The sequence below is a fragment of the Pseudomonas sp. GM60 genome (assembly GCF_000282415.1).
GTDB lineage: Bacteria > Pseudomonadota > Gammaproteobacteria > Pseudomonadales > Pseudomonadaceae > Aquipseudomonas > Aquipseudomonas migulae.
The window spans coordinates 1-26,262 of the sequence record NZ_AKJI01000161.1 but is presented as its reverse complement, the minus strand read 5'-3'; the positions used below and the strand labels follow the sequence as shown (position 1 = coordinate 26,262).

Genomic DNA, 26,262 nt, shown 5'->3' with positions numbered 1-26,262 from the left:
CAATGGGTGACGACATGGCCCCTTTCTAGCGAAGGGCCATGTCGATCTGGGTTAACGCATCAACAATTCCTCGGACTGTTCCACGATCAAACTCGAAGCGCTCATCCTCATGAGTGCCCGAATTCAAATATGCCCATTCGGGAGAGGCTCCATTAATGCCTAATAGCTGAGTGAGTGCAGCGAGCATCTGTTCCTTTCGAGCATGCACAAACTGAGGCTTTGCCAGAATGGCCTTAAGTTGCTCACACAGATTCCTCAGCTCAGGCTTTGCTCCAGGAGCCCGATAAGTCAACTTGACGGGGTCGGGTGCTAGTTTTGATATCCACTTCCAAAGCTGCTTCGAGAGTGACTCTAAAGCTCGACGAGACTGAGACAGTGCATCTCGGCTGTTTTGGCGGGCCAAATACTCTTGTGCGCTCAATACATAGTTTTTCGTCGGGGGCTGCGTGTCTACCAATGGATGGTGATCCCCATCATGGGGGAGTAACTCATAGTAAGCACAGTCCGTCTTGACCCTCTCTGCCCCCAAGCCTTGTTGGATGGTTTTGATAAACTCCTGGCCGTGGCAGGTCAGGATCACCTGTTTTTCACCAAGCCAACCATCCTCGAAGATTGTTCTCCAAATTCCGTCACGGTGGTCGTCGTCAATCGCGTTTACGGCGTCATCAAAAATCAGTACTGGGCTATTTTGCTTGATATTTTTAGCTACCAAAAGTGCAAGGCCAAGGCAGCGTATGTGGCCTTCACTAAGGATGTGTAAAGCATCTCTCCGGACAAGCGGGCTATCACAGAAAGCTAACTCGATCTTCCCTTCAGGTGCAGTTGGCAGCCAGAGCTGAGCCAATTTATCCTCATGTCTATCTTCACGGTTGAACGCGTTGTATAGATCTTTCGTGGTTTCACCGAGGTCGGCTAGCAGGGTTCCTGGAAGATCTCCAAGGTAACGCCTGAGCATCGGAACCAAGGAGTCGTATGCCCTTTTTATTCGATGCTGAAGCTCGACTCTAGGACGCTCGTGCGCCACCTCAAGGATCAGCTCTCGGTTGTCTGCCTCAAATTTTTCTATGAGTTCATGGGCAGCGTTAAGCTCAGCTTTCCAGGCCGTTTTTCTTCCTTCTAGGCCTAAGATCAAGCGATCAATTTCCTCCAGGCGAACCCTCTCCTCAGCGAAGGCTGTCCGACTCAGTAAATCCTTTGCAGCTCGCTCGTCCTGCTGCTCTATCGTGGAAGCCACCTCCAAGATTTTGCACCACAAGACTCCGTCCGCAGGACCTATAGTCTCCCACCAGCGCTGGTTTATTTGGCCCAGTTGCGGGACCTGGACACCTGCTGGCTGAAGGCTCGCACTGATCTTCGTTAACAGGTTGTGAAATGCTGTTGCAGCTGCTGCAAGCGAATCTTCAATCGTCTTAATCTCTCCTTGGAGCTTAGCCAGCTCCCCAAGACTAACGAGCCCCTCCTTGGCTTTTTCGTAAGGATCATGAAGCACTATGTGATCACCATATAAGGGGGTATCACAAGCTGGGCAGCGATCAGGCATTTGCTCTTGGAGGGCTTCAACAGCGGTAAAAAGCTGTTGAAATGAAACTTCGCTGCTGCGAGAAGCCAGCTTTTCCTGCCTACCTAGCAGCTCTTTATCGTTGACCGATAGTGTGTGTAATGCACTATTGAGGTCAGCTTGCGTGACGCCAAGTGTAGGTAGAAGGGGCTGCTCAAGGGTCTTTCTGATTTCCTCCAACCTTCCTGGCTTTTCTGGGGAACCAATGAATGCTCTCAGCTCATCATAGGAAATAGGCTCGGGAAACATGGCACAAACGGCATGCTCTTCCCCTCGATAAGCGGCCTCTCCCACGACCTCTGCCGCAACAGACTCCTCAGCCGTGCGGAGGGCTAATCTAGCAATGGCAAGTTGCTGGGACTTAACCCCGAGCAAATCCAGCTGGGGGTCTAATTCATCGCTGAATCCTCTGACAAATTCGGCAAACTGATCGATACCAAACAACGTTGCAATTAGCTTTGTTTTCTCAGCTGTAGTACGTGACGCCAGGCGTGAAAAAGCATCAATCCGATTTTTCTCAACGAAGCAGAATCGGTATTCCTCCTCATTAGGAGGCACAGGTACTGCGTGTCCCTCGGCACTTAGCACTGTTAAAGAAGGTCGTGCGTAGGTCCCCGCCCAAGCATTTCTGAAATAAGCATCACCTTGAATTCGCTTGACATCCGCCTCACTAACTTCTCCAAGCAGAGAAAGTTCCAGGGCCTCGCAAAAGCTACTTTTGCCTGCTCCGTTGGCCCCATAGATCAAGGTAATTTGTTTTTGAAGCTCAAAGGTCTCGCTGAGTTTAAAGCCCCGAAAAGGGCCAACCTGCAACTGATGAAGCCTTGTCCATTGACGCTCATCTGCGAGATGGGCAGCTTCATGCTCATCAAGCTCAATAGAAGTCTGCCCCCATAGATCAGTCGCAAAGGGCGCAAGGATTTTCGAACGCTTACGCGCGGCCGTCCCAGCAGGAACCAGTTCGTGTAGTTTCTGAAAAATGATATTGGCTAGACGTTTGACATCATTCTCTGGAGCTTGCCCAGCCAGCCAAGTTATGAAGCGCTCGTATTCCTTTAGCACAGTGGACATGACTCCCTCCTCACCTACGCCTTCATATCGAACTGTGCTTCAAGCACACTTTGCGCTGTATAGCACATAATCAGGAGAACAATCATGACTCGGAATTCACAAAAACGTCGCCCTCCCCGATGACCAGCGAAGCACCAGCCCGAATCCATTTCAACGAGGCAAAAGGGAATGAGGGCTAGGTATCCAAAGACGGTTTTTACAGCGAGGGGCGACTCGTGCTTCTAAACAGAACAAACGTTTACTAGGAAAAGGCGGGACTTCCGTCCCCATGATATGTAAACAGTCGGCCTTTGGGCACGAAATTCCCACGCAGCAAAGCTTCAATCAGCGCCAAAAAGAATTTTGCTGAACCGTCTTGTTCATTTATCTAGATCCAACATCCTTCGACCTGACGAACAACATCGTAAACCAGCTTTTTTTGCGTAAACCTATCCGGTTTACGCAAAATAGCTGGTTTACGATTCAGAGCATTACTCAAAACCCCGTATATTGCTCAACCTCTGAACTCGGCACTACCTCATGACCTAGCTAAACTTAATTACCTCTTCCTCAACTAAACGTTTACGCTGAAAAACTAGATTTTTACCACAAAATACCGACATGCAGCCTACCCTCTCTGCTATCCAAACCAAAACATTCCATAATTTCGGCCACAAACATAATTGCATATTATTAATTTTGAAAGGTGCGATCAAGTTTCGTAGCTATCGCCGCGCAGCAAGCAACTAGCACGCTCTGCCACTAGAATTTTACAAAATTTCATAATATGCTATAAGACATCTTAAGGATTATCTATCTAGACGGAAGCCCCATGAACATTAATACAATTATCACATGTGATACATGTCAAGCAGTAACTCATTGTCGTCTAGGGATGTCTAATCGAAAATTTCAACCTTTATCTTTTCTCTGCGAGGGGTGTGGTGTACCCATTGAAATTGACATTAAAGATATGTCATTCAGCGATTTACGTAACGCGACAGAGATGAAATTCGACAGAGGATCCTTCGAAGATCAAGCTCAATTTTTTATTGATCTACATTTAGATTTTCCAATTTGGAGCAATAAATATGTAATGGGAATGACTCCTTATTTAGTTGCAAGCCAAATGGTCGACGACGACAAATACCTAATAAACGGAATACCAGCTATAGAAATATTCCGAATAAGACTAGACATACTTAACCATTTCGGAGAAAGATTTAATGAAGTAAAGCAACTCCTTAAGCTGTACCCCAGAGAAAATAAAGAACTGTTCAGAAAAAAAGCTATCGACTTTTTGAAAGAAGATTTTAGTCCTTCTCTGGCGCCGCAGGATATCAATCTTTTACTTTATACCGTACTGTCCAGAGTTACATCAGCTTTTCTTGAGGAAGAAACTGTTCAAGAGGTCACCAGGCGCTACCCGCAAATAATCATGCAACTTTCAAAAGCTCATCAATCAAAATTTGATGAATTCTTTGCCTCCATAAGAGAGACGGGCTTCCTTGATGGACTTCAACGAGACTGCCTAAGCCTTTACGGTCGTATCTTTGAATTAGAACTCTATATGCGTCCAGCTATATTTCTCGATTTTTGCACAGGTCAGGAGGGTAAAAAAAGCTCAGCAAAAATCTCTAAACTAGGATTTGAATCTTGTAAAGATATGTACAAGGATTTATCCGAGATAGTTGGACGACAGTTGGCCCTGGTAGCCGGAATTAACAATTTACTACATCGAGGCGATCATAATTCCTTTTTACCTAACAAAGATGGACCAGCGCTTTCGAGCCTCGATAAATTCGCCGACAAGGTGCTCTCCGAAAAAATTAAATATTTGGATAGTTGCTGGTACAGACTCGATGAAGGACTATTGAACACCGACATCCGAAATTCGATTGCTCATTACACCTTTGAGTATGACGAATTGACGCAAATCATCGCTTGCTACCCTACAAAACAGGGGCTAAGACAAGAGAGCAAGATAGAAATAACATTTTTGAGCTTTATGCGAATGATACTAATCCAATTTCGCGAAATGCATTACCTCCACCATTTAATAAAAGCACTTTACTACTATGAGTACCTTGTTCTTGATAGGAAGTAATTTTTACATATCGTTAATCAAAGTTACCAATGAACACCAACACTATAAAATCAAACCTACTTCACGAGGCAAACATGCAATCTGATAAATCTTTAAATGACTACATGGTCGAAGGAAACGAAAATCAGCTAAAAACAGCCATCCAAGATATGCATCGTAAGTTCATTATAGTATCAGAGTGGATAGCTGAGAACACAGAGCACACTAATGACAACCTTGTGTTTCTAAATTTATTCCGCTCCACAATTGACTACATAGAAGTTTTAAACACATCAATCAATCAGCATATATCAATACTTGGTCTCGCAACACGCAGTCTCTACGAACTCAACCTTCAGCTACGGTTAGCTTTGAAGGATCCAGCCTATATCCAGGCCTGGTGTTCAGAAGTAATTACCGACAAAATTCAAATTTACGAGGGGATCCTTGGAATACAATCCACCACCGAAACGACTCAACAAAAATTAATTTTACAAACCGAAATTGAAAAGCTGCATAATTTGAGAGTCAAGTACCAATTACCAGCGGAAAAATCTACCTTAACTGCCGCTCAGAAAGCCAAGTCGCTAGGAATTTCTAACGAGCACAGCAACTTGTATAGGTTATTTTCAAAAATTGTTCATCCCAGCTCATATCTTGTCAATGACCGTATTCATGCAGCATCTCTTCAAACACAAATAATCTTACAGATTCGTGCTCAGCTATATGCGTGGGATACATTTAGTCGCACTAGCGACTATTTCAACATCCCCGAAGATCTGAAAAGCTGAAGCCCCGAGAGCATAACAAGATGTAGCTTAACCATTAGTTATTTTTAATATCTCGGCAGTAGGAATCAAACATCAGACTCCGGCCCACTCATTACAAGTCCTCGGGTTGTGTATGCCAACCAACTCAAAAAGTATATTTTGTACTATGAGTTTGCTAGCTTCATGTTCTGCTTACGCTAACTAAATCAAGCGTAAACAGCCACCATTCCACTGTACCGGGCTTTTACATACCGGTGACTCTTGCTTTAGGGCGTGCAAGAGCATCCCAGAAGCCTTGCAGCAGCCCAATTCCATTAGAAAAAAGCAGTTTTCACTGCTGGTGTACTCGACTGGCGGTTGATACAGACGTAGTTGGCATGGCATATTGCCGCCCCGATCTCCTATCGAGCCAACTGTTATGGAATCCAATTGCCCGTGAAGCCAATTAAGAGTTTGCTTACGTTTGCGATATGCGGCCCTCTGTTGGCAATTTCTGCTCTGCCATCCCAGCCACAGATCTCAAGGTCAATGCTAGTTGAGCTAGCAGGTAATTACTTCGAAAACTTATCTGTAGCTTTAGCGAGCTGGGCAGTCTTCATGATAGTAACTATCCTATCGGGCTCTGCATTACCCAAAACGCTGACAGAAAAACACAAAATATTAATTGAGCTTCTCCCGCTTTGGAGTTCAGTGATTGCCTCTGCCTCGTATTATGCTACCACTAAAGTAATTGGCTTGTTCTGCTCAAGCAATATGGATAGTGAAATATTGCATTTTACTTGCTCCGCACAGCTAGCCCCATCTCTAGTTCAAACACTAATCTGGGGAATTTTTTGTGGAGGAATTTCAACATCATTCAATCAAACAAAAATAAAACCCAATAACACTGAAATAACCCACCAACTTACTAAAACAATTGAACGTACGAAAAATCGCCTCAAAAAATTTTGGTGGACTCTTCCCATCCTGATAACACTGGCGATATTTTTATTATTTTATAATGGTTACTTCCCCTTAAAAGGGGATAGCATAGAAAAACGAGGCCAATTTGGTGACAGCTTCGGCGTACTTAACTCTTTATTTTCTGGCCTAGCTTTTGGCGGGTTAATTATTACGCTTCTTTATCAACAAAAGCAGATCTCTCACCAAGAAAAAGAGTCAACAACAAAGCGAGAATTCGAAGAAATCCAGCATTACGAAGAGGTGTTCTATAGGCTCTTATCCATTTATTCAAAAACACTAGCAGAGGTAACTAACAACAAAGGTGACCTTGTAGGAAGACAAGTAATACGGGGGGCAATCGATAGGGCTTACAATTCGCTCAGGACCCATAATGTCAACGCCATCCCACAAGTTACTTTAAGCAAATACGAAAATAAAAGGCTTTCAAAACAAGAGATCCTGTTACTCGACTACGTGTACTTTAGAAACTTCAAGATTCTCAGCGTAGAACTAGAAAAACAAAAAAGACTTGTGGAGACCTTCAAACTTCTCCTACGCCACACCGCTCGCTCTCTACCTACACACCTTGACGGAGAGCCATACTTCGACCTGATCAAAGCTCAAATCAACCACACCGAAGCGTCCTATTTCTTTCTAGTCGCGTTAACATTTCAAGATGAATATGACCTCCGAGAACTTTTCGGAGAAACCAATTTATTCGAAAAAATTGCAAGTACAAAGATTATTCGGGTACACGAAATGATGTACAGCGACTTTTGGGGAATAGATATTCGTCAACATAAAAAAAAGCAAAAGCTCCCAATGGCAGGTAAGCGAATTGACCAAGCTATTCGCGCTTTTGAATCCTCACTCCAAGATAAACCTTCTACTAGTTTACGAAGATATACCCCCGCGAAGGTTAAAACAAACGCTGCGATCACGATGGAAATCAACATAAACGAGTTAGCCAGTAACGAGGAAGCTTTCGAGAAAAACTAAAAACACTAGCAACAAACTAGCCTAATAGGTAAACGCTGCTACTTAAGGCGCACAGAAGTGGGAAGAACCCAATAGTGCCGCGCCCTTTTGGATTAGCTTGGGTAAGTTACAAGCAGATGTGGGTAGCAGCAGTCCCCCCACTAACCCCTTCTACGGTCACCTTTAGGTAAGCCGACCACACATGAATTGCGTTGAGCTAGAATGTTCTTGAACGTTATGGAGATCTGCAATGGCACCCCGAAAAAAACAACACACCAAGATCAACCGTAGCCCTTCAAGTCCTGAAATCTCTGCGCCTGAAAATTCCCGGCAGGGTTCTCGCAAAGTGCGACTCGACCTTGATACGCTGCTGGCTGAAACACCCAAGCACAGCGTCGACTTCGATTGGGACACTATGTCTCCCGTTGGCCGTGAGTTTCGGTGAGCTGCAATCAACCCGGCTTGCCATCATCGGCCCCTGCAAGTTTGCAGGGGCTTGCTGCAAATTCGTGGTATTGAGCGCTGCGATTTAACACATCATGGATGTGATTGCGCTGTTCAAGACGTCTTATGCGCGTCAATACCTGACGCTGGCCATCCGCAGATCGATTCATGCCCGCCAGGCCTGAATAGGTAGCGCACTGGACGGTCGCTACGCACTGGAACCTTGGAATCGCGCGCCAGCTGGCAAATGGGGATTTTGAACCGCGCTGCGCATAATCGGATTTCGGTTCAATCAGCTGTAGGTTCATCCACTGGGGGATCAGCGCATGGGGCAACTGTATGATCGCGCGCAGCTGCTGGCGGAGGTCTGGGCCGAACCCCTGACCGTGATCGCGCACCGCTACGGCCTGTCGAATGTGGGTCTTGCCAAACTGTGCACCCGTTTAAACATTCCGCGCCCCGCCCAAGGGCATTGGGCCAAGCGGGCGGCGGGTAAAGCGGTGCCGGCTGTCCCCGCTTTGCCGGCGTACACCGGTTCACCCAGTGCCTTGCGACGCCCCACTCGCCGAGCGACTCCGGATTCCGCTCCCCCCGTCGATCCTCGGTTGGCGGCGGTGATCGCGTTTGAGGCGCGAGCGGAAAACCGCATCCGCGTATTGACGTCGGTACAAGAGTGGCACCCCGTGGTGGTGGCGGCCCAGGCGTCGCTGCAACGCCCCAGAATTGATGCGCGGGGGTTGCCGCAAACCACCGCCGGCACCTTGGATATTTCCGTCTCGCCAGCGCTGCTGCCGCGCACCTTGTGCGTGGCCAATGCCCTGTTGCAAGCCCTGGACGTACGGGGTTATGCCCTGTCATCGGGACGGCAGCGCATAGAAGTGAAGGTCTTGGGAGTGGCGTTGACCGTCCGTTTTTATGAGCCCACGCATCGCCTGGACTATCAGCCCACCGCTACAGAGCGGGCTGAAGCCGCCGCCGGTGAGGCGGGGTATTGGCCGAAGTGGCAGTTTCGGCCCACGGGCAAATTGCAGCTGATTGTCAGCGACGGTTTCGGCGGAAAAGTCAGCGACTCCAGCGCCCGTTCGGTCGACGATCAGCTCAATCACGTGATCGTGCTGATGGTGACCCGAGCGGTCGAGATCCTTCTGCGCGAAGAGCGGTACGCGGTTGAGGCCGCTGAGCGCGAGGCGGTCCAACAAGCCCATGTGCAACGCCAGCACGTGCAAGCGTTGGAGCGGGCGCGCTTGGCCCAACTGGAAGACCAGGCGCTACGCTGGCAGCGCGCCGCACGTATACGGGAATACCTTGCGGCGCTGGAACACCACCAGGGGTACGACATTGATGCTGATCAGCGGTCGTTGCTGCACTGGGGACGAAGTATGGCCGATTGGTTGGATCCGCTCACGCCCAGCGCCGCGTCTATCCTGGATGAAGACCCTCCGCCGCCGTCTTGAGGAAAACAGGGCCATGACTGACCTGCCCCCCTGTCGAACGAACCTCGCGCGGCATCGGCCGTTGCACAAATGTTCCCGCGCAAACAGGCGCGGCGTGTTGAGCATGCGGCGATGTCGCAGGGACACTTGGTAACAGGCGTTGGATACGCGGCAAAAGGCCCAAATGTTCGCCGCGCTGCCCCCCCCCGACCGGGAGAACGCGGCGCAATTGGCCGATCTTGGCGGTTTATCCTCCTTCCACCGGAGGATTAACAAACACGATTCGACACGCGCCTGAATCGCTCACTCCCGCTCAGGCTTTCTGGCGTCGGTGCTGACCGCGTCCATGATCGCCGTCAACTCCACCAGAAGTTCGCCGTGGCAACGGTTCAAGTAGCCCGATATGGTTTCATTGCGCAGCAGACGGGCGAGATACCCCTTGGCAACCACCAAAAACAGCATCGTCTCTCCCAGCGTGTCCTCCACGACCTTGTAATCGTGAAACAACTTTTCCATCTCCCGCTCCATCCTCGCCAATTCTTCAACGCTGACCTCGGCAGGGAGCTTGGATTTTTTTTCGATCAACATGTCTGGGCGTGAAGCGGCAAGTACCATGTCGGCGTAGGTCTGGGTGAAGCAGTTGGCGGACACCATCAGCTCTACGGTTTCGATTTGGCGAATTGGTTTCATTTTTCTTAATGTGCGGAATACACCTTGGCTGACCATTTTGACTTTCAGCATTTCCACCACTTCGGGCGCGATGCCATCGAGCAAGCGCTGCCGCTCATGGATGCGCTCGATGTTGATGCCCAAGACCTTGGCGATCAGGGCAGGGGAAATACCTTTACGCACAGCGGTGAGAATCATTTTGTGCTCTTGCACGGGGGTTAGGCGGTTAATCTGCCGGTTATAAGTAAAGCCTTCGTCATCAATGGACAGCATGCATAGTGCCTCAGTGGCGCCCAGCGCTTTGAGGGCGTGCAGGCGAAGATGGCCGTCGAGCAACACGAAGGCTGCCGCCCCCTCCACATTGGTCTGTTGTCGATGCACCGCAAGTGGCTCAATGACACCCAACTCTCGAATGGACGTCAGGATGGTTAAGTACTTTTTAGTCTGTTCTATGTCCTTATCCAGAGATCGGGTTGGGAGAATTCGGTCGAGAAGGACCGGGATGATCTGCCGCTCAAAGCCCTGCTTCACCTGCCCCATGTTTATCCCTCACCTTGAATGCGGTCAGCCAACGACTTCGGCATGTCCGCGATGCTCTCGCTGCGCAGCAGCGTGCAGAAATAGTCGTCGGCCAGTAGTCGGCGCATGGCGGTGACAATGATCAATACGCGCTGTTCATTGATGTCGGCTTTTTTGATCATGACTCGTTGGCGCCTGACTTCAGTCTGGTAGGTACTCAGCAGTTTTTGAGGCGTCGTCGGTTGCTCGGCGGCTTTTCTTTGCTGACCGTAGTGTTTCCCTAAAAATCGACGCCTATCGATCAGGCGTCTGACCTTGATCAACTGCTCACCTTTCAAGACACCTGTCTCGTAAGCCTTGATCATGGCCACTTGTACTTCGGTATCACTGGATCTAGCGACTTCGGTCGCAACACTGATGGGCAGCCAGCCTTTCTCGACAGCGGCGATGAGCCGTTCCTCTCCTTGACGCAGAAGCAGGAGGATGGCGTTGATATAAGCGGGATCCAGGGCGGTTTTGACGCTGATCTGTTTGGTCGTGTAGCCGCGTTCTGACAAGATTTGAATGGAGTAGAGCAAGTCCCTGTTTGTGTGCTTACGGCGGGCTAGGTTTTCAACCAGGCTGATCAGAAACCGGTCGGCTTCACTGGCACTGATGACGACACAGGGAATTTCTCGCTCGCCCAACGCACAAAAGGCTTCGTATCGGCCTTGCCCGCAGACCAGTTCGAAAAACCCAGTATTGTCTTGGTCGCTGCTGGGGGTGACCGTAATCGGTCGCTTCAGGCCCAAGCTCGAAATGTTTTCGACCAGCTTGGCAAACACCTGTTTGTTGCGCGCACGGGGATTGAGGACGCGGATACGATCCAGACTGACCATTTGGACGGTCGTCGCTTCACCTACATGGTGGGGGCTTCGAGGGTGTTGCGGCATATTCATGCGGCTCTCCCCACGACAGTGCGACGAGACAGTTGCGCGAGCGCTTCGAGGTTGTCGTAGCGATAGATTTCCAGGTTGGAGGCGTTGGACTCACTCAGACGAATGTTGGGCTGTTGAATATCAAGGGTCGGCAGGATGTAGTAATCGCGGGTGATCTCTTCCCCCGGCTCCATACGGACGGCAACGGTGATATCCGGTGAGAGGCCAACATCGAAGCGTATTTTCCAACGATTTGCTCCCGAGCCACTGCGCTGACAGCGGCACAGGACGAGAGAAATCAGTAACTCTTCGTTGACTTGGAGCAGGTCGCTGGTTGGGTCGATGGCAACCCTTCCCCCTACTTGCTGAATGTGCTCCACCGTTCGAGCCAGCATCAGTGGATGCATCAGTCGAAGATGATGGTTGGCTGCAACGTAGTCGTAGTCTCGCGATGGAGTGTAGCCAATGAGCGAATACGTGCGCAGAAGACTGCCAAATCGATGTTGATACGCCGTGCTGGAGGGACAGTCGTCAGACTCATTGATGATCAGGCCCGATAAATAACCAGCTTTCTCGTACAGTTTTTTGAGCCGCTCCAGCATTTCCGCGTCGGGCATGCGATAGCTGCGTGACTGGATGATCTCTCGGGCGGCGGCGAACAGTACGTGGTCGACTAAAGCAGGAAAGACACCGTCCGCGCGTATCCATTGGTCTGGATCATTCCGCACATGTTCTTGTTTAAGTTTGAAGGAGGACCGGTTCCAGACGTTGTTGCCGATGTACTTCTCGTTGGTCAGGACCTGATGGACGCCCCCTTTGGTCCACGGCCTGGCTAAGTCATTCTGGAGTCCTCGACTATTCAGTTGTTGCGCGATCTCCATCTCCGAGTAACCGCCTTCAACAAATCGTTGGTAGATCCAATGAACGGTTGCAACCTCCTCCGGCGGTCCAGGAATAAGCTTTACGCGGTCGGTTTGGATGCTTTTGTGTTCGCCAATCGCCAGTTCCGCTTTGGGGTTACCGCCTGCGTCTACCAACTGACGCCTGAGCCCATACCCTGCCATCCCACCCTGCCGAAACCCCAATTGAATAAGTCGGGATTGCCCCGCAAAGACTTTTACGGACAGCTCCCGACTGTACTCGCCAGCCATCATGCGTTTCAGGCTTTTGACGATGTTAGAAACGGGAGAGCCGTCATTGGAAAATTGCTCTGCGCAGTAATGAACCGAGACACCTGCCTGTCGGCAACGAACCTCGAAGCTGGCGGCCAAGTCCGGATCTTGAAAGCGCCCCCAGCGGCTGACGTCATAAACGAGAATCGTCGAAAAGCCAACCACCCCGCTCTCAACGTCGCTGAAGAGTTGAATCAACGCATCACGTCCTTCCAGGCGCAAACCACTCTTGCCCGCGTCGGTATAAATTTTGACGATTTCGAGGGAATGCGCCGCTGCGTAAAGCTTGATGGTGTCTAGCTGGTTTTCAGTTGAATACTGCTGATGTTCTGTGGACATGCGGACATAAGCCGCTGCCAAACCTGGGTCTTGGGATGAGTTTTCCGAATGAGCACTTTTACGACTGTGCATACGCAATAGCCCCTGCGTGCATCCACACTGGACGTGCGCCGTTTGGGCGTACCCGTTCTGCTGCTACTCAAGCAAGCGGTGTGTTTTTCAACCATAGAGGATCGCAGGAGGAAAAATGTTTACTAAAAAGGGCAAAACTTTTCCGAACAGACAAGAGTATGCGTCGGGGTTAGCGATAGCATTACAAAGTGAGTTGGGCTCGACCCACCAAGCCGTGAAAACGCTGATGAGATGGACAAATGCGAACGAACGGACTGCGAAAAACTGGTTAAAAGGAACGTGTGGCCCCCGAGGAGAGCATCTAGCTCGTCTTATTCAACACTCCGACGCCGCCTTGGCTAGCTTCTTAGACATGGCGGAGCGAAACAGCGCGGTAATGCGCACGACGCTTCCTTCCTTGAGAAGTGATCTGATGAGGGCGGTGAATGCCATTGACTGCTGTTTGTCCGCTGTGAACGAACCGTAGCCGGATTGACGTGGTTTTACTTTGGGCTCCGTTGCTCGGCGGTTCGACTAATCTTCCAGGGATGTCATACATCTGTACTCCAAGGAGGAACCGCCATGCCACACTCAGACCTGCTCCCTTCACTGCTTTTAAAGCTCAATGAAAACCAACTCGCCTTGGAAGCGGCGATTTTGGAACTCACAAATTGGGTTGAGCAGCGAGGATCAGGCGATGTCGCGGAGAATGTGCGCGGCGCGTTGACTGCAATCGATCGTAATGAGGAGTTCATCAAGATGACGCTTGCTGTGATGATGACGCCGGAGTGATTGCACTCGTACACCACCAACGACTTTGTGTCGTTATGAGCCTTTCAGATTTGATGTCCTGTCGGGTCAATTTTTTTACAATCGGTAACCCACCCCAACGTAAATGAATGGCTAGCTCGTATGCAAATACGAGGTCATGAACGCTGCGATTTCGCACCTCATGGCGTGATGCCGTGTTCAAGACGCCCTATTAGAGTCAGTACCTGGCGCTGGCCATCCTCTGATCCTGCCAACTCCAACGGAATGATATGACCAAGCGCAGGTGCTGGCTGAGTCAACCACCGCGCAGCAGCCTGACCATCAAGCGCAAAGAACTCCAATGCCGCGCCTAGCAACGCCCCCATTGGAGGAGCGAGCAGAAGCCCATTCCTCACATTAGTCAGGAGTGGCTCCTCATGAATAGTCGTGAGCACATGGGTCGGGCAACGCGTCTGCATCCAACCGAAAAGCACCACCGTTTTACCGACGGCGCCACATACCTCACACACATGCGGCGATAGCGATTCAGCGAGTTCCACCGCAGCAGCGGTGTAGCCGTTGCCATGTCTGTAGTAGAAACGAAGCCCACCAAATTTTTGTTTCACCTGCAAAGCCCGAAGCTGCTGAGCGCCATCGGTCTCGATGTGACGCTGAATCAATTCACACGCCCCATCGATAAGCGTGAACCAACCGTCGCCGCATTCGAAACCGAATATGTGTTGGTCGGCCGAACCCTCTGCTGAAAAAATGGCCGGATATCGCGTACACAGAAGTGCATCGAGTTGTTCTTGCATGTTTTCGGTAACCTCCTGGCAGGTCAGTGGAAGCGATGAATCACCGCAACGGCTCGCAACTTGACTTCATTGAGCGACTGGGCGTAATCATTTTCATCACGTAAACCTCGCCGCCTCATACGCATCGAATCCACACCCTCACTGCACGCAATAACGCGAGCCGGTCATGGCTCCGCTGGTGAATAGCTCAAGCAAAAACTTCAGCGACTTGCGCCCACCGCACGGATGAAAATTCACCAGCAGCAAGCGTTCGCCATCGACCGTCTCGATCAGGTAGCGTCGGTCGTACTCGACGACCCTGCTGATTTCCTCTGAAAGCATTAATGCACCATCGCGATAGTCGACACTTTTGTAAACATGCCCTATTGCGCAATAGCTGCTGATGTAAACGTCCATCAAATACCCGGTAATCACGTAATCGGGGTAGTCCTCTAACATCGCATTGACGAGCAGAACTGCTTTATAAGGGCTGATCATCTTTTTCCCCCCGTAAATGCAGCGTCAAAAAACAACCCTAAAAACAGCTCCGGATTACGCAGCCAATGTGTTTACAACGCCGAAACACGCACAAGGCGCGAAAGCTAAAAGGCGAGTTCATAAGTGCTCTCAGGCTTGAGCAGATAGAGTTCTATCGCGCACGTTTAATACGTGAACGAAGTGATCAAAAAACTCAGCTCTCTCTGGATGTAGGAAAGCGCAAAACACGCAGACGAAAAATCCTACGCCTGGATTTCGCCCCGTAATAGCCATTAATCTCGTTGGCGAAAAATCTCTAACTCGATCATCGGATGGATCCCGAACGCCTTCGGGCCCCGAACGAATCGACTCGCACAAGACAAAGAAAATGAAAGTCGGGACGATTGATTTGTTTCATGACTGCCCTCGAAGAACTCGTCAACACTTCAATTGAACGAAGCAATGAAACTAACTTAGTCGATCAAAGCATCGTGTCAACCCCCTTCCTACTAGAAAAGTTACGCAGGCGGTTTGAGTTACATTTTTGTCATTAACGAGCGAAAGCGTAGATGGTGACTGGCCATTGCCAACGACTCTGGGGGCAGCCGTTGGGCTCCCAAACAGGAGGGTTGGGGCCCATAGCCTAGGACCTCTCCCTCGTGATAGCCGATGGTGATCACGCCGGTACGCCCTACTGAAAGATGCTCCACGAGCAACTTACCTATTGACTTTTCAAAAAAGAATTGTCATAGTCCGCAGGCATCAGGTCAGTCCGACCTGCAATGCGAAGGCAACTATGAAGCACTCTTTCACTACCCCCCTCCTGTTATTACGTACCTTCTGATTTCCCATAGGGATATTCGGCTTCTGGCGGCTATTTCCTATTAATCACAACTCTAGTATTCCTCAATAGCTCGTTTGCGCTGAAGGTTTTCGCGCGCCCGCTCGTCGGACAATAAAACCGATTAACCCTATATAATAATAAAAAAAGCAAGAACGTAAGTTATTGACTTACATACACACACCTCGAAACTGTCAATATAGAAAACACCGAAACCCCGGAGGCCACATGATGTTATGCCGTTTAAGCCAGCAAGCCATTTGACAAGCCGAAACTTGGCCACCAATCTCTAAACAACTCTGACGAGCATACATCATGAAAAAACTCCGAACTCAAGACGGCGGGACATCCTCGCCCCTAAGAAACATAAAACGCAGTCAATATGGAAAGCAGACGACCTTCTTTCCATCCCGAAAAAACGGCGAACTAATCGTCTGCGAAGTGCGGCTAGAGGCTGACGCCTGTTTCCTGTGGGAACAGGACAAAAATGTCGTCAGCTATCGCGCACAACCCGAACGGTTGGTCCTGGAAGTTGAGGGAAAGTCCCGAACTTATGTGCCCGACTTTGCCGTTCGTTATGCGAACGGCTTGACCAAGTTCGTTGAAATTAAGCCCGACAACGTCTTTCTCAAGCCCAAATACCTCGCCTTGTATCGCGCAGCTACCCAGCGCCTACGTGAGCGCGGTGACGACTTCGAACTGCTCACCGCGAGCCATATTCGCCAACAACCCCGATTGAATAATCTGATCAAGACCTATTGCCAGGCACGTGGAGTTACTCCACTTGAGCAAGCCTATTTGCGCGACCAGCTCTGCGTGCTGACCTCGCCTATGAAAATTTGCGACCTTCTGGCGCTGCCCTCACCGCCATCTCCAGCAGCGCTATCTGCGGCGATTTTCGAGTTGGATCTGCGTTGTGACTGGAACAAGCCAATTTCAACCAACAGCCAAGTCTTCTGGGGGTAAATCACGATGGACAAACATGATGTACAGCCGGGTGCACGTTACCAACTGAATGGCGAGCTAGTTGAAGTCATCGCCCGTGACCATGGTCGCATTCTCATGCGCGGTGTGAACCACAAAGGTTCCATTTACCTGCCCGAGTCAGAGGTCGACCCCCTCCTTCGTCAGGGGCGACTTGTGCCCGTGTCCAGTGCACTGTTGGATGAAAAAAAGGCGCTGGAAATGGTGAGGCAAGACGCTTCAAAGCGACTGCGGTTTGACCGTGCTACTTACTACGTCCAGCAGCTTCTGGAGATGTTCCACGGCGCGCTCCCTCGGGAAAAAACCATCGCTGCGGTGGAGAAGATGGCAGTTGAATTGGGTGATCCCAAACCACCGAAATACACAAAACTGTACCAGCTCAAAAAACGCTTTTTGGACAACGGCCACAACACCTTCTCCCTGATGGACGCACCGACAGGAAAGCAGCTGCGAACCAAGCGATTGAGCCAGGAATCCCTGGATGTCATGCAGGACTACATCCGCAATCACTACCTGAAGAGCACTAAGCCACCGGGGCTTATGGTCTACAAATTGTTCGTTGCACACCTTGAAGAATTGAACCGCCAATCCGACTCCAAATTGGATATTCCTTCGCCGTCAACTTTTTACCGTGCCCTGAAGGTGCTTCCTAGCTACACGGTGGACGTCGCCCGGCTTGGCCGAAAGGCCGCAGAAAAGAAACATGGATTTGGCAAAGGGATCCATTGCCCTGACAGGCTGTTGGCTCGGGTCGAAGCGGATACTCAGGAAGTCGACGTACAACTTGTGGGAGAAGATGGCCTGTACATTGGTCGCGCCTACCTCACCGCGTTGCTGGAAGTACTCACCAGCTCCGTCATTGGCTGGAGCCTTTCGTTTACTCCGCCGTGTTTCGAAAAGACAGCCAGTGCACTACGCCATACTTTGTCTGAGCGTCAGGACGGCTCACCGGCTGGGCTCATGGAAGAACTAGTCGTGGATAACGGTGCAGAGTTCTACAACGCATCGTTGCTTTCGATAGCCAACCGTATGGGGTTCACGGTTCGATTTTGCTCCAAGGGTCAGCCTAACCAGAAACCACACATTGAATCGTTTTTCCGCACATTGAACATGCAGCTCATTCACGGACTGCACGGAACGACGAAATCGAATCCGATAATGCGAGGAGATTATGACTCTGAAGGCGAAGCTGTAATGACGCTGGATGAGTTGCGCAACATCCTCACAGACTGGATTCAAAACTACTACAACAAAACAGCCCACGGCCACCGCCACCTGCCAGCCAACGTTCTGTGGGAGCGAAACTTGGACAAAATGAATCCGCCAAAAGTCTTCACGGCTGGAGACGTCCAGTTTATTTGCATGGCAACGCATTTCTGCACCATCAACCGCGGCCGTGTTCGGTTCAAAAACTTGAGCTGGAGTGGCCCAGGACTATCCCATGTCCAGAGTCAATTGAAGCCAGGACAAAAGGTTGAAGTCCTATACGACCGTACAAACCTCGGCATCGTCCATGTGTGTGACCCAAACAGCGGGGTTCTTTATCAGGCCGATGCGGTGCATGAATACCAATACGACCTGTCACTGTTCGAACATGAACTGGTTCAACAAAAAATGAAGGAGGAGGCAAAACAATTCACCGGCGAAGAAGCCAGGAAGACGTTGCCCCGCATCTGGCAGGCCCTGAGCGAGAGCAAGACGAACAATGCACGGCGTAAGCGCGCTCGCCTGCGCGAACCTCGTAATGATGAAAACCACTTCACCACCCCACTTACCGAAATTGGGGTCGATACACGGTTTATCGACGAAAACATTCAGCTTCCTGAGGAAATTGACTTTGAACTTATTGAAGACATGCCTGATGACGATACCGACGACTACGAAACTGTCCTACTGCCCAGGAAGCAATAATGAACAACGAAATCCAAGCCAAGCTCGACCAGTTCAAACAATTTGTCGTAATCCACCCTGAATATGCCGAGGCAATGGATTGCATTTCTCGCAGCATCGAAGCGACGATGATGCGAGGAGAACCGGCATCTGCACTCCTGACTGGCGAACCGGGTACAGGAAAATCTACTGCCTCCAAGATTGCATTGAGCCTTTTGGGGGAGAAGAGAATCATAACTACAGAAGCCGGAACTACTGAGATCGTCCCGGCGTTTTACTGCTCCCTAGACGCAGGCGCGACGATAAAAAGCCTGACCACTACAATGTTGCAGAAGCTGGGATCCGACAACGTCACTGGTAATAGTTCGGCCATTTTTAACCAGATGCCCCGTGGTGTTCTTGGGTTTTTCGCGAGCAAGCTTCGCTCCTACAAGGGACGGTGTGTTGCCGTTGATTTTTTAGTGTGTTTAAAAGAGTGGGTGCAACCCGGCTCGCCTCCCGCTATTAATACCCTTCCCCACTCAAGGACCCGAGCCCACCATGAAATTCGACCTCGCCTACTGCCTCAGCCTCGACGACAAGTTGTCGATCTATGACGTGCGCGATTTGAATTTCGACGAAACCATGGATTTCGATTCCGCCAAGGAACACTTCCAATGCCCCAATGACGCCTGTAGAGCGGCGTTCGATGCGGCAAACGTATTGACGACGTTCAACGCCAAAAACGTGAATTACGTTCGCACCCCGCACTTCAAGAACACGCCCAGCACCCGGCATGTGGCGGATTGTCCTTATGTCAGTCTCAAGGCGCCGGCGTCGGGTGTGGATGCGGACGGTGCGGAAACGGATGACAGTCGCGAGGAGCATTTTCCGTCGGAGTTGTTGCTGACTCGGCGTCAGTATGTGCGTAAGCCGTCGAACCCGGCGGTTGCGGCGGATGTAACGCGGGACGATCCGAAACCTCTTACACAGCCCAGCGATAGCGAACACCCAAGCCACGAATCAGCACCGGACAAGACCAGTGTCTTCGCCCACCCGGTGGAGTGTTTTGTGTCGAACTTCGAGGACAAGGAACTGCTCAAGCGCGTGCCGCTGAAGATTGGCGAGCACACGGCGCCTTATGGGTCGTTCTTCAAGAAGATCGAATACCTGACGGACAACAAGGGGCTGATTTACTGGGGCAAGATCAAGGAGATCAAGGATTACACGCAGAGCTTTCGCATCGATTTCGAGCAGAAGGTCTGGTTCAAGCAAGCGGATGAGGCGAAGAAGAAGCCTTATTCGGTCAACGTTTACTTGAGCAAGAAGTTGATCGAGAACTACCGCAAGCGCAAAGCGTTTCTGGAAGAGATCAAGCACGCCATCGACAGTGAAGCGGAGTTGTTTTGTTTCTTTTATGGCGTGACGCCGGAGTTGAAGCAGGTGCCAAGCAAGAAAAACCCCGAGCAGACGTTCGGGGTGTTCAGTGCGAATATCGAGAACCTGGATCACTTCATTATTCGTGAGGCGCCGGGGTTGGAGGCGAAGTGACGGCGTTCAATTCAGGCACATGCTGAGCATCACCACGACCAGCAAACCGATGTACACCCGCGCATGGATCCGATCCGGAATCCGCCCAATCCACGGCGTGGCCAATCGAATCCCCACCAACGACCCCATCGTCAAAACCGCAAACGCCAGCAGATCCACATAACCGACAAACCACGACCCCAAATCAAATTCGGTAAACCCCGCCATCGCCATGTAAGTCACCGTCCCGGCCAACGCCACGGGCAGGCTTAGTGGATTAGCCATGGATGTTGCCTGCGACATGCTCAACCCACATCGACGCAACAATGGCACGGTCATAACGCTGCCGCCTACGCCGAGAAACGTGGCGATGGCGCCGATTCCTACACCGCCTCCGGACACTTCTGCCCTCCCCAATCGCCGTGGGATTCCATTACCTGCGTGTGTAAGAAAACCGCGTCTGAACAGGCAATCCACAATGGTCACGCCCAGGTAGGCAATGAACGCATACCGAATTACCTCGCCACTCACCCACATCGCCGCCACCGCTCCGCCCACCGCGCCCAGCCCGATGAACCCGCCCAACGGCCACAGGTAATGGCGAATCAGATTACCGGCGCGGTGATGTTTTCCGGTGGCGACCAGGGCGTTGACGATCATCACGCAGGTCGAGGTGGCGACGGCGATGTGCATCGCCGATTGACCGATGGGGTCGTCTGCACCGTGGCTGGCCATGAGCATGCGGTATAGCAATGGCACGACGACGAAGCCGCCGCCGAAGCCGAACAGCACGGCGGTGATGCCGGTCATGCAGCCGAAGAGTGTCAGCAGGAGGTAGAACATTGTGCGTCGTCCGTTGGTTGAGAGTGGGCGACGATAGAGCGATGTGGCTTGGCCTGCTTCAGCAAGTGAGCCAATAATGTTTGCGTTTACGCCAACTGCTGGAAGCCGCTTGATGCGCAATGTTTCGATTAATTTGCTGGATGACACGCCACGGTCGGTGGTGGCAATCGGTACGGATTATTCCTACGGGCATGTGTTGCCTAGTCATACACACCGACGGGCGCAGTTGTTGTACGGCGCGACCGGGGTGATGCAGGTCGGCACGCACGATGGCAACTGGGTGGTGCCGCCGCAGCGGGCGGTGTGGATTCCGGCGGGGGTGGCGCATGAGGTGTTGATGCTGGGGGTGAGCACTCGCAGCTTGTACATCGAGCCGGGCGCAGTGGATTTGGGCGAGCGTTGTCAGGTGATCAGTGTTTCGCCGTTGATGCGGCATTTGCTGATGGAGGCGGTGGAGGTTCCGCTGGCGTACGACGAGACCGGGCGCGATGGCGCGTTGATCGAGTTGCTGCTGCATGAGCTGGCGCGCAGTGCTCACTTGCCGTTGCACATTCCGCTGCCGGTCGATACGCGGCTGCTTGGGTTGTGCCAGGGCTTCTTGCAGCGACCCGATGTTCATCAATCGCCGCAGCAATGGGCGGATCAGATGCACGTCAGTCTGCGCACGTTCAATCGGCTGTTCCGCCAGCAGACCGACCTGAGTTTCAGCCAGTGGCGCCAGCGCGCCTGCGTGGTGCTGGCGCTGGCGCGATTGGCGGTGGGTGAGCCGGTAACGCGGATTGCGCTGGATTTCGGTTATGACAGCCCGGCGGCGTTTTCGACGATGTTTCGTCGTGTGTTGGGTCAGGCACCGTCCGTCTGGTTGGCAGGGGCGAAATAGCAGAATTCAAAAAATGAGTTTGATCCGGGCGCAAAACAACTGTACAAAAACACAGTACATTTTGAATCAGCACTCTCGAGCCCGGAGAACACCATGGCCTCTTATGCGATGAAAATCACCCTGGAACGTATCGCTCTCTTCCAATTCACCCCCACCCATTGCGCCCAGGCCCGGGCGATGTTGGGTTGGAGCGTTGATGAGCTGTCTCGGGAGTCTGGCGTTTTGGTTGATGTGATTGAGCGTTTTGAGGCCAAGCGTGAGGTGCCGGATGCTGATCGGCTGGCGTTGGCGTATCGATTTGAGTCGCAGGGGTTGGTGTTTTTCCCGGGGTTTGCGCCGGGGCGGGGGATGAGTGTTAGAGGGACTGAGTCGAATTCGGTGGGGCGGGCGGATTTTGCGATGGTTGAGTGAGGTGTCGGCACGAGCCGCTTGCATCACAAGCGGCCAGGCTTCAATACGTCATGCGCTCTGGATTTCCACCTGATCGCCGATGTTTTCCATCCCCAACCACCAAGCACTCCCCCGCTGCGGATACATCACATTAAACGCCTCACCCATCTGCGGCGTGGTAATCGAAACACTGCGCTCCCAGGCCAATGCCAGTATCCGGTCAAACGGTTCGAACCAGGCGTGCATCGACAGATCGAAGGTGCCGTTGTGAATCGGCAGTAACCAGCGGCCTTTCAGGTCGATGTGCGCTTGCAGGGTTTCTTCGGGTTGCATGTGCACATGTGGCCACTCGACGTTGTAGGCGCCGGTTTCCATCAATGTCAGGTCGAACGGGCCGTACTGTTCGCCGATGCGTTTGAAGCCGTCGAAGTAGCCGCTGTCGCCGCTGAAGAAGATTCGTGTGTCGGCGTCGATCATCACCCACGAGGCCCACAGCGTGCTGTTGCCATCGAACAGGCCTCGGCCGGAAAAGTGTTGCGACGGGGTGGCGACGAATTGGATGCCGTCGACTTCGGTGCCTTGCCACCAGTCGAGTTGGCGCACTTTGCTGGCGTCGATGCCCCACTTGATCAGGGTGTCGCCGACGCCCAGCGGCGTGAGGAAGTATTTGGCTTTGTCCGCCAGTTTGAGCACGGCCTGATAATCGAGGTGGTCGTAGTGATCGTGGGACAGGATTACCGCTTCAATCGGCGGTAGTTCTTCGAGGCTGATCGGTGGTTGGTGAAAGCGTTTCGGGCCGGCCCATTGCACCGGTGAAGCGCGTTCGGCGAAGACCGGGTCGGTGATCCAGAATTTGTCCCGCAGTTTCAGCAATACCGTGGAATGACCAAGGCGATAGACGCTGTGGTTGGGCGCGGCGATCAACGCGTCGTGGGTCAGGCGTTGCACCGGAACGGCCGTCGTCGGGCGGGTGTTGCGGGGTTTGTGGAAGATCATGTTCCACATGATGCGCACCATTTTGCGCAAGCCTCCTCGTTGCACGGGCGCATGGTTGCGGAAGTGCCCTTCGGCCTGACGGGACGCTTCAGGTGCAGAAACGTTAGTGGAATTGGCCATGACTGAATGACTCCAGGAAACCGCACGATGTGCAGTTTCTACGGTGGGACGATAAATGGCCAAGGCACGCACGCATCAGCCGAACACTCTATTTTTGGCTGCGCAGGATTAACGAAACATTACACTGCACAGTGTAGTTTCTAGGTTGCATCAAAGCTGATCACAAGTAAACTGCCAAGTGTAATTCTTAATTTCTTCTGCCGAAGCGTACTTATGACAGCTCCACAGCGCCTGACCGACCGAAAACGCGAAGCGATCATTCAAGCGGCGATTGCCGAATTCCGGGCCAACGGTTTCGACATCACCAGCATGGACAAGATCGCCGCCACCGCTGGCGTGTCGAAGCGCACGGTGTACAACCACTTCCCCAGCAAGGAAGAGTTGTTCGCCGAAATCCTCAATCAATTATGGGCCAGGGTGACGGCGGAACAGGAAACGGCCTACCGCCCTGACTTGCCGTTGCGCGAGCAGATGCGCCGCATGCTGATGGCAAAATTACAGATGCTGGGCGATGACAATTTTCTCGACCTGGCGCGGGTCGCCATCGCAGCCACCATCCACTCCCCCGAGCGCGCGCAGAACATGGTCGAGAGAATGGGCAAACGCGAAGAAGGCCTGACCGTGTGGATTCGCGCCGCTCAGGCCGATGGGCGATTGAAGCCGGTCGACCCGGAGTTTGCCGCTCAACAGATTCAGGGGATGCTCAAATCCTTTGCGTTCTGGCCGCAGATTTCCATGGGGCTGCCCGGCCTTTCGCCTGAGATGCAGACCACCGTCGTGGACTCTGCGCTGGACATGTTCCTCGCCTGCTACCAGCTCTGAATCAAGCGCCTACAAGCATTACAGCAATTTCAACGCCCGCCCCAACTCATCGAACAACGTCACCACCGAACGCAAGGCGCGACAGTCCGGGCGGGTCAGCAACCACAGCGCGGTGTCGTAACCGTGCAACGGCTCACTCAACGGTTGCAGCCCGTCATCGATCAGAAAGTCCGGCAATGCTGCGACACCGAGCCCGGCCCGCACCAGCTCAGTCACCGACAACATGCTGTTGCAACGATAACCCGGTGTGACGCCGGGCAATTGCTGACGACGCCACGCGACGGTGGGGTGATCGGGGAGGAAGTCGTCCGGGGCGATCCATGTCAGCGCGGCCAAGTCTTCGGCATCGACCGTTTTCAGATATGCCGTGCTCGCACAGACGCGATACGACACCTGCGCCAGGCATCGACCCACCAAATGTTCCGGCGGATTCCGAGTCAGGCGCAAGGCGATGTCCGCGTCCCGCCGGCTGAGATTGGCGAAGTCGTTGGACGTGCTCAACTCGATCGTCAGCGCCGGATAGCCGGGCATGAACTGCGCCAGCGCCGGCAACAACAAACCTTGTAAAACCGAATCAGTGCAGGTCAGGCGCACAGTGCCGCTGATGACTTCACCGCCCTGCTCCACGCCGATGCGCGCAGCCTCCAGCGCTTGCTCGGCGCGCTCAGCCTGTTCGGCCAAGGTCTGCGCAAGACTGGTGGGCAAGTAGCCGGCGCGGCTTTTTTCGAACAGTTGCTGGCCCAGCGCGGCTTCCAGTCGGCGCACGGCGCGGAACACGGTCGAAACGTCGACCTTCAACAGTGCCGAGGCCCGGGCCAGCGAGCCGCCGCGCACGAGGGCGAGGATCAGGGACAGGTCGGGGTAGTCCAGTCGATAGTGCGTTGCTGCATTGATCACTTGGGATAACGCCAATGTTGAGTGCGTGAACGCCAATCTATAGTGGGCCCCTGGAATCAACAAGCGTCGAGAGCCCTCATGGAAAACAGCGCCATCCACATCGCCCTGATCGGCGATTACGACCCGCAAGTCACCGCCCACCAGGCGATTCCCGTCGCCCTCGGCATGGCTGCCGAACACGCCGGACTGGACGTGCAGTTCCAGTGGCTGGCCACCGACGGCATCAACGACGACAAGCCGCTGCAAGACTTCGACGGCTTTTGGTGCGTGCCCGCCAGTCCTTACCGCAATGAAGACGGTGCGCTGCGAGCGATTCGCTTTGCCCGCGAACAACAGCGACCTTTCCTCGGTACGTGTGGCGGTTTTCAGCACGCGGTACTCGAATACGCCCGCAACGTTCTGGGGTGGAGAGATGCCGAGCACGGCGAGACATCACCCGATGCCACGCGAGCGTTGCTCACACCGCTGACTTGCTCGCTAGTGGAAGCCGTCGACAGCATTCATCTGGTTGAAGGTTCGTTGATCGCCAAGGCGTACGAAAAACCGGAGATTCGTGAAGGCTATCGCTGCCGTTATGGTGTGAATCCGGAGTTTGAGCGGGATTTGCTAAGCCAGGAATTATCCGCGGTGGGACACGATTCGACGGAGGATTTGCGAGCGGTGGAATTACGCGGGCATCCGTTTTTTGTCGCCACGCTGTTTCAACCTGAACGTGCCGCGCTCAAAGGAATTGTGCCGCCGCTGGTGAGTGCATTGATCGAAGCGTGTGTGAGGCAGAAATCATGATTGCCCAGACACCGGAACCGCCCTACTACGCGGTGATTTTTACTTCGTTGCGCACCGACGGCGATCAGGGTTACGCCGAGGCTGCCGAGCGCATGGTTGAACTGGCGCGTGAGCAGCCGGGGTTTCTCGGTGTGGAGTCGGCGCGGGGTGAGGATGGGCTCGGGATTACGGTTTCCTATTGGGCCAGTGAGGCGGCGATTGTGGCGTGGAAACATCATCCCGAGCACAGCGCGATTCGTGAGCGTGGGCGCTCGACCTGGTATGCGGCGTGCAGTACGCGGGTTTGCAGGGTTGAGCGGGCCTATGGGTTTAAGCAGTAATTGATGTGGTGTTTTTGAGGCCGCCATCGCCGGCA

Annotated in this window: 24 protein-coding genes; 15 read left to right on the top strand and 9 right to left on the bottom strand. The window is 52.4% G+C overall.

What is annotated here, in order from left to right:
• Positions 1–25 precede the first annotated feature (25 nt).
• Positions 26–2,629, bottom strand: coding sequence for an AAA family ATPase (locus PMI32_RS02165; RefSeq protein WP_008034870.1), 2,604 nt, complete (start codon positions 2,627–2,629; stop codon positions 26–28).
• Positions 2,630–3,440: 811 nt separating this feature from the next.
• Between PMI32_RS02165 and PMI32_RS02170 the strand changes: the two genes are divergently transcribed.
• The 4 genes from PMI32_RS02170 (at position 3,441) to PMI32_RS02185 (ending at position 9,282) form a co-directional block, all read left to right on the top strand.
• Positions 3,441–4,715, top strand: coding sequence for a hypothetical protein (locus PMI32_RS02170; RefSeq protein ID WP_008034868.1), 1,275 nt, complete (start codon positions 3,441–3,443; stop codon positions 4,713–4,715).
• A gap of 74 nt (positions 4,716–4,789) precedes the next feature.
• Positions 4,790–5,485 (top strand): DUF5677 domain-containing protein, encoded by a 696-nt coding sequence (locus PMI32_RS02175; protein WP_008034866.1) that lies wholly within the window; start codon positions 4,790–4,792, stop codon positions 5,483–5,485.
• A gap of 414 nt (positions 5,486–5,899) precedes the next feature.
• Positions 5,900–7,405, top strand: coding sequence for a hypothetical protein (locus tag PMI32_RS02180; protein WP_008034864.1), 1,506 nt, complete (start codon positions 5,900–5,902; stop codon positions 7,403–7,405).
• 749 nt (positions 7,406–8,154) lie between these two features.
• A complete protein-coding gene (locus PMI32_RS02185) occupies positions 8,155–9,282 on the top strand; it encodes a hypothetical protein (protein ID WP_008034859.1) in 1,128 nt (375 codons plus the stop codon).
• A gap of 282 nt (positions 9,283–9,564) precedes the next feature.
• Here the strand turns inward: PMI32_RS02185 and PMI32_RS02190 are convergent, their stop codons facing one another.
• The 3 genes from PMI32_RS02190 to PMI32_RS02200 are packed head-to-tail and all read right to left on the bottom strand — an operon-like array spanning position 9,565 to position 12,949.
• Positions 9,565–10,470 carry a plasmid partitioning protein RepB C-terminal domain-containing protein gene (locus PMI32_RS02190; protein ID WP_008034857.1) on the bottom strand — a complete coding sequence of 302 codons (906 nt, stop codon included), beginning with the start codon at positions 10,468–10,470 and terminating at the stop codon, positions 9,565–9,567.
• 2 nt (positions 10,471–10,472) lie between these two features.
• Entirely contained in the window at positions 10,473–11,387 is a 915-nt protein-coding gene (locus tag PMI32_RS02195) for a plasmid partitioning protein RepB C-terminal domain-containing protein (RefSeq protein WP_008034856.1), read from the bottom strand.
• A complete protein-coding gene (locus PMI32_RS02200) occupies positions 11,384–12,949 on the bottom strand; it encodes a recombinase family protein (protein ID WP_008034855.1) in 1,566 nt (521 codons plus the stop codon). Before PMI32_RS02200 ends, PMI32_RS02195 begins: the two co-directional genes overlap by 4 nt.
• A gap of 115 nt (positions 12,950–13,064) precedes the next feature.
• Here PMI32_RS02200 and PMI32_RS30825 point away from each other — a divergent pair, with 115 nt between their 5' ends.
• Positions 13,065–13,415, top strand: a complete 351-nt coding sequence (locus PMI32_RS30825; protein WP_008034854.1) for a hypothetical protein — start codon at positions 13,065–13,067, stop codon at positions 13,413–13,415.
• A 95-nt stretch (positions 13,416–13,510) separates the two neighbouring features.
• The gene (locus tag PMI32_RS02210) at positions 13,511–13,720 is read left to right on the top strand and encodes a hypothetical protein (RefSeq protein ID WP_008034853.1); all 210 of its coding nucleotides are present in this window, start codon (positions 13,511–13,513) and stop codon (positions 13,718–13,720) included.
• 158 nt (positions 13,721–13,878) lie between these two features.
• On the opposite strand, the gene PMI32_RS02215 is transcribed toward PMI32_RS02210, so the two are convergent.
• Both PMI32_RS02215 and PMI32_RS02220 read right to left on the bottom strand, forming a co-directional pair.
• Positions 13,879–14,493, bottom strand: coding sequence for an MbcA/ParS/Xre antitoxin family protein (locus PMI32_RS02215; protein WP_008034852.1), 615 nt, complete (start codon positions 14,491–14,493; stop codon positions 13,879–13,881).
• A gap of 138 nt (positions 14,494–14,631) precedes the next feature.
• Positions 14,632–14,970, bottom strand: coding sequence for a hypothetical protein (locus tag PMI32_RS02220; protein WP_008034849.1), 339 nt, complete (start codon positions 14,968–14,970; stop codon positions 14,632–14,634).
• Between the two features lie 1,135 nt (positions 14,971–16,105).
• Here PMI32_RS02220 and PMI32_RS02225 point away from each other — a divergent pair.
• The 4 genes from PMI32_RS02225 to PMI32_RS02240 are packed head-to-tail and all read left to right on the top strand — an operon-like array spanning position 16,106 to position 20,194.
• Complete coding sequence (locus PMI32_RS02225) at positions 16,106–16,756, top strand: TnsA endonuclease N-terminal domain-containing protein (RefSeq protein WP_008034846.1); 651 nt, start codon at positions 16,106–16,108, stop codon at positions 16,754–16,756.
• Between the two features lie 6 nt (positions 16,757–16,762).
• Positions 16,763–18,685 carry a TnsB C-terminal domain-containing protein gene (locus PMI32_RS02230; protein WP_008034845.1) on the top strand — a complete coding sequence of 641 codons (1,923 nt, stop codon included), beginning with the start codon at positions 16,763–16,765 and terminating at the stop codon, positions 18,683–18,685.
• Positions 18,685–19,260 (top strand): P-loop NTPase family protein, encoded by a 576-nt coding sequence (locus PMI32_RS02235; RefSeq protein WP_008034843.1) that lies wholly within the window; start codon positions 18,685–18,687, stop codon positions 19,258–19,260. Before PMI32_RS02230 ends, PMI32_RS02235 begins: the two co-directional genes overlap by 1 nt.
• Positions 19,205–20,194: a hypothetical protein gene (locus PMI32_RS02240; protein ID WP_008034841.1), complete on the top strand. Its 990-nt coding sequence runs from the start codon at positions 19,205–19,207 to the stop codon at positions 20,192–20,194. Before PMI32_RS02235 ends, PMI32_RS02240 begins: the two co-directional genes overlap by 56 nt.
• A 6-nt stretch (positions 20,195–20,200) precedes the next feature.
• On the opposite strand, the gene PMI32_RS02245 is transcribed toward PMI32_RS02240, so the two are convergent.
• The gene (locus PMI32_RS02245) at positions 20,201–21,016 is read right to left on the bottom strand and encodes a sulfite exporter TauE/SafE family protein (protein ID WP_008034839.1); all 816 of its coding nucleotides are present in this window, start codon (positions 21,014–21,016) and stop codon (positions 20,201–20,203) included.
• Positions 21,017–21,128: 112 nt separating this feature from the next.
• Here PMI32_RS02245 and PMI32_RS02250 point away from each other — a divergent pair, with 112 nt between their 5' ends.
• Positions 21,129–21,896: an AraC family transcriptional regulator gene (locus tag PMI32_RS02250; protein ID WP_008034838.1), complete on the top strand. Its 768-nt coding sequence runs from the start codon at positions 21,129–21,131 to the stop codon at positions 21,894–21,896.
• 93 nt (positions 21,897–21,989) lie between these two features.
• Positions 21,990–22,307 (top strand): helix-turn-helix domain-containing protein, encoded by a 318-nt coding sequence (locus PMI32_RS02255; RefSeq protein ID WP_008034837.1) that lies wholly within the window; start codon positions 21,990–21,992, stop codon positions 22,305–22,307.
• A gap of 48 nt (positions 22,308–22,355) precedes the next feature.
• On the opposite strand, the gene PMI32_RS02260 is transcribed toward PMI32_RS02255, so the two are convergent.
• Complete coding sequence (locus PMI32_RS02260; protein ID WP_008034836.1) at positions 22,356–23,402, bottom strand: MBL fold metallo-hydrolase; 1,047 nt, start codon at positions 23,400–23,402, stop codon at positions 22,356–22,358.
• Between the two features lie 213 nt (positions 23,403–23,615).
• Between PMI32_RS02260 and PMI32_RS02265 the strand changes: the two genes are divergently transcribed.
• Positions 23,616–24,224 carry a TetR/AcrR family transcriptional regulator gene (locus PMI32_RS02265; RefSeq protein ID WP_008034835.1) on the top strand — a complete coding sequence of 203 codons (609 nt, stop codon included), beginning with the start codon at positions 23,616–23,618 and terminating at the stop codon, positions 24,222–24,224.
• An 18-nt stretch (positions 24,225–24,242) separates the two neighbouring features.
• Here PMI32_RS02265 and PMI32_RS02270 read toward each other — a convergent pair whose 3' ends face one another.
• Positions 24,243–25,184, bottom strand: coding sequence for a LysR family transcriptional regulator (locus tag PMI32_RS02270; protein WP_008034833.1), 942 nt, complete (start codon positions 25,182–25,184; stop codon positions 24,243–24,245).
• A 15-nt stretch (positions 25,185–25,199) separates the two neighbouring features.
• On the opposite strand from PMI32_RS02270, the gene PMI32_RS02275 reads away from it, so the two are divergent.
• Both PMI32_RS02275 and PMI32_RS02280 read left to right on the top strand, forming a co-directional pair.
• A complete protein-coding gene (locus PMI32_RS02275) occupies positions 25,200–25,907 on the top strand; it encodes a CTP synthase C-terminal region-related (seleno)protein (RefSeq protein WP_008034831.1) in 708 nt (235 codons plus the stop codon).
• Positions 25,904–26,227, top strand: coding sequence for an antibiotic biosynthesis monooxygenase family protein (locus tag PMI32_RS02280; protein WP_008034830.1), 324 nt, complete (start codon positions 25,904–25,906; stop codon positions 26,225–26,227). The genes PMI32_RS02275 and PMI32_RS02280 overlap by 4 nt, the downstream gene beginning before the upstream one ends.
• Positions 26,228–26,262: the final 35 nt, after the last annotated feature.

Bases quoted from the DNA above. Each gene is read 5' to 3' on its own strand.
- PMI32_RS02165 (WP_008034870.1), bottom strand. From the start codon at position 2,629: ATGTCCACTGTGCTAAAGGAATACGAGCGCTTCATAACTTGGCTGGCT.
- PMI32_RS02170 (WP_008034868.1), top strand. From the start codon at position 3,441: ATGAACATTAATACAATTATCACATGTGATACATGTCAAGCAGTAACT.
- PMI32_RS02175 (WP_008034866.1), top strand. From the start codon at position 4,790: ATGCAATCTGATAAATCTTTAAATGACTACATGGTCGAAGGAAACGAA.
- PMI32_RS02185 (WP_008034859.1), top strand. From the start codon at position 8,155: ATGGGGCAACTGTATGATCGCGCGCAGCTGCTGGCGGAGGTCTGGGCC.
- PMI32_RS02190 (WP_008034857.1), bottom strand. From the start codon at position 10,470: ATGGGGCAGGTGAAGCAGGGCTTTGAGCGGCAGATCATCCCGGTCCTT.
- PMI32_RS02195 (WP_008034856.1), bottom strand. From the start codon at position 11,387: ATGAATATGCCGCAACACCCTCGAAGCCCCCACCATGTAGGTGAAGCG.
- PMI32_RS02200 (WP_008034855.1), bottom strand. From the start codon at position 12,949: ATGCACAGTCGTAAAAGTGCTCATTCGGAAAACTCATCCCAAGACCCA.
- PMI32_RS30825 (WP_008034854.1), top strand. From the start codon at position 13,065: ATGTTTACTAAAAAGGGCAAAACTTTTCCGAACAGACAAGAGTATGCG.
- PMI32_RS02210 (WP_008034853.1), top strand. From the start codon at position 13,511: ATGCCACACTCAGACCTGCTCCCTTCACTGCTTTTAAAGCTCAATGAA.
- PMI32_RS02215 (WP_008034852.1), bottom strand. From the start codon at position 14,493: ATGCAAGAACAACTCGATGCACTTCTGTGTACGCGATATCCGGCCATT.
- PMI32_RS02220 (WP_008034849.1), bottom strand. From the start codon at position 14,970: ATGATCAGCCCTTATAAAGCAGTTCTGCTCGTCAATGCGATGTTAGAG.
- PMI32_RS02225 (WP_008034846.1), top strand. From the start codon at position 16,106: ATGAAAAAACTCCGAACTCAAGACGGCGGGACATCCTCGCCCCTAAGA.
- PMI32_RS02230 (WP_008034845.1), top strand. From the start codon at position 16,763: ATGGACAAACATGATGTACAGCCGGGTGCACGTTACCAACTGAATGGC.
- PMI32_RS02235 (WP_008034843.1), top strand. From the start codon at position 18,685: ATGAACAACGAAATCCAAGCCAAGCTCGACCAGTTCAAACAATTTGTC.
- PMI32_RS02240 (WP_008034841.1), top strand. From the start codon at position 19,205: ATGAAATTCGACCTCGCCTACTGCCTCAGCCTCGACGACAAGTTGTCG.
- PMI32_RS02245 (WP_008034839.1), bottom strand. From the start codon at position 21,016: ATGTTCTACCTCCTGCTGACACTCTTCGGCTGCATGACCGGCATCACC.
- PMI32_RS02250 (WP_008034838.1), top strand. From the start codon at position 21,129: ATGCGCAATGTTTCGATTAATTTGCTGGATGACACGCCACGGTCGGTG.
- PMI32_RS02255 (WP_008034837.1), top strand. From the start codon at position 21,990: ATGGCCTCTTATGCGATGAAAATCACCCTGGAACGTATCGCTCTCTTC.
- PMI32_RS02260 (WP_008034836.1), bottom strand. From the start codon at position 23,402: ATGGCCAATTCCACTAACGTTTCTGCACCTGAAGCGTCCCGTCAGGCC.
- PMI32_RS02265 (WP_008034835.1), top strand. From the start codon at position 23,616: ATGACAGCTCCACAGCGCCTGACCGACCGAAAACGCGAAGCGATCATT.
- PMI32_RS02275 (WP_008034831.1), top strand. From the start codon at position 25,200: ATGGAAAACAGCGCCATCCACATCGCCCTGATCGGCGATTACGACCCG.
- PMI32_RS02280 (WP_008034830.1), top strand. From the start codon at position 25,904: ATGATTGCCCAGACACCGGAACCGCCCTACTACGCGGTGATTTTTACT.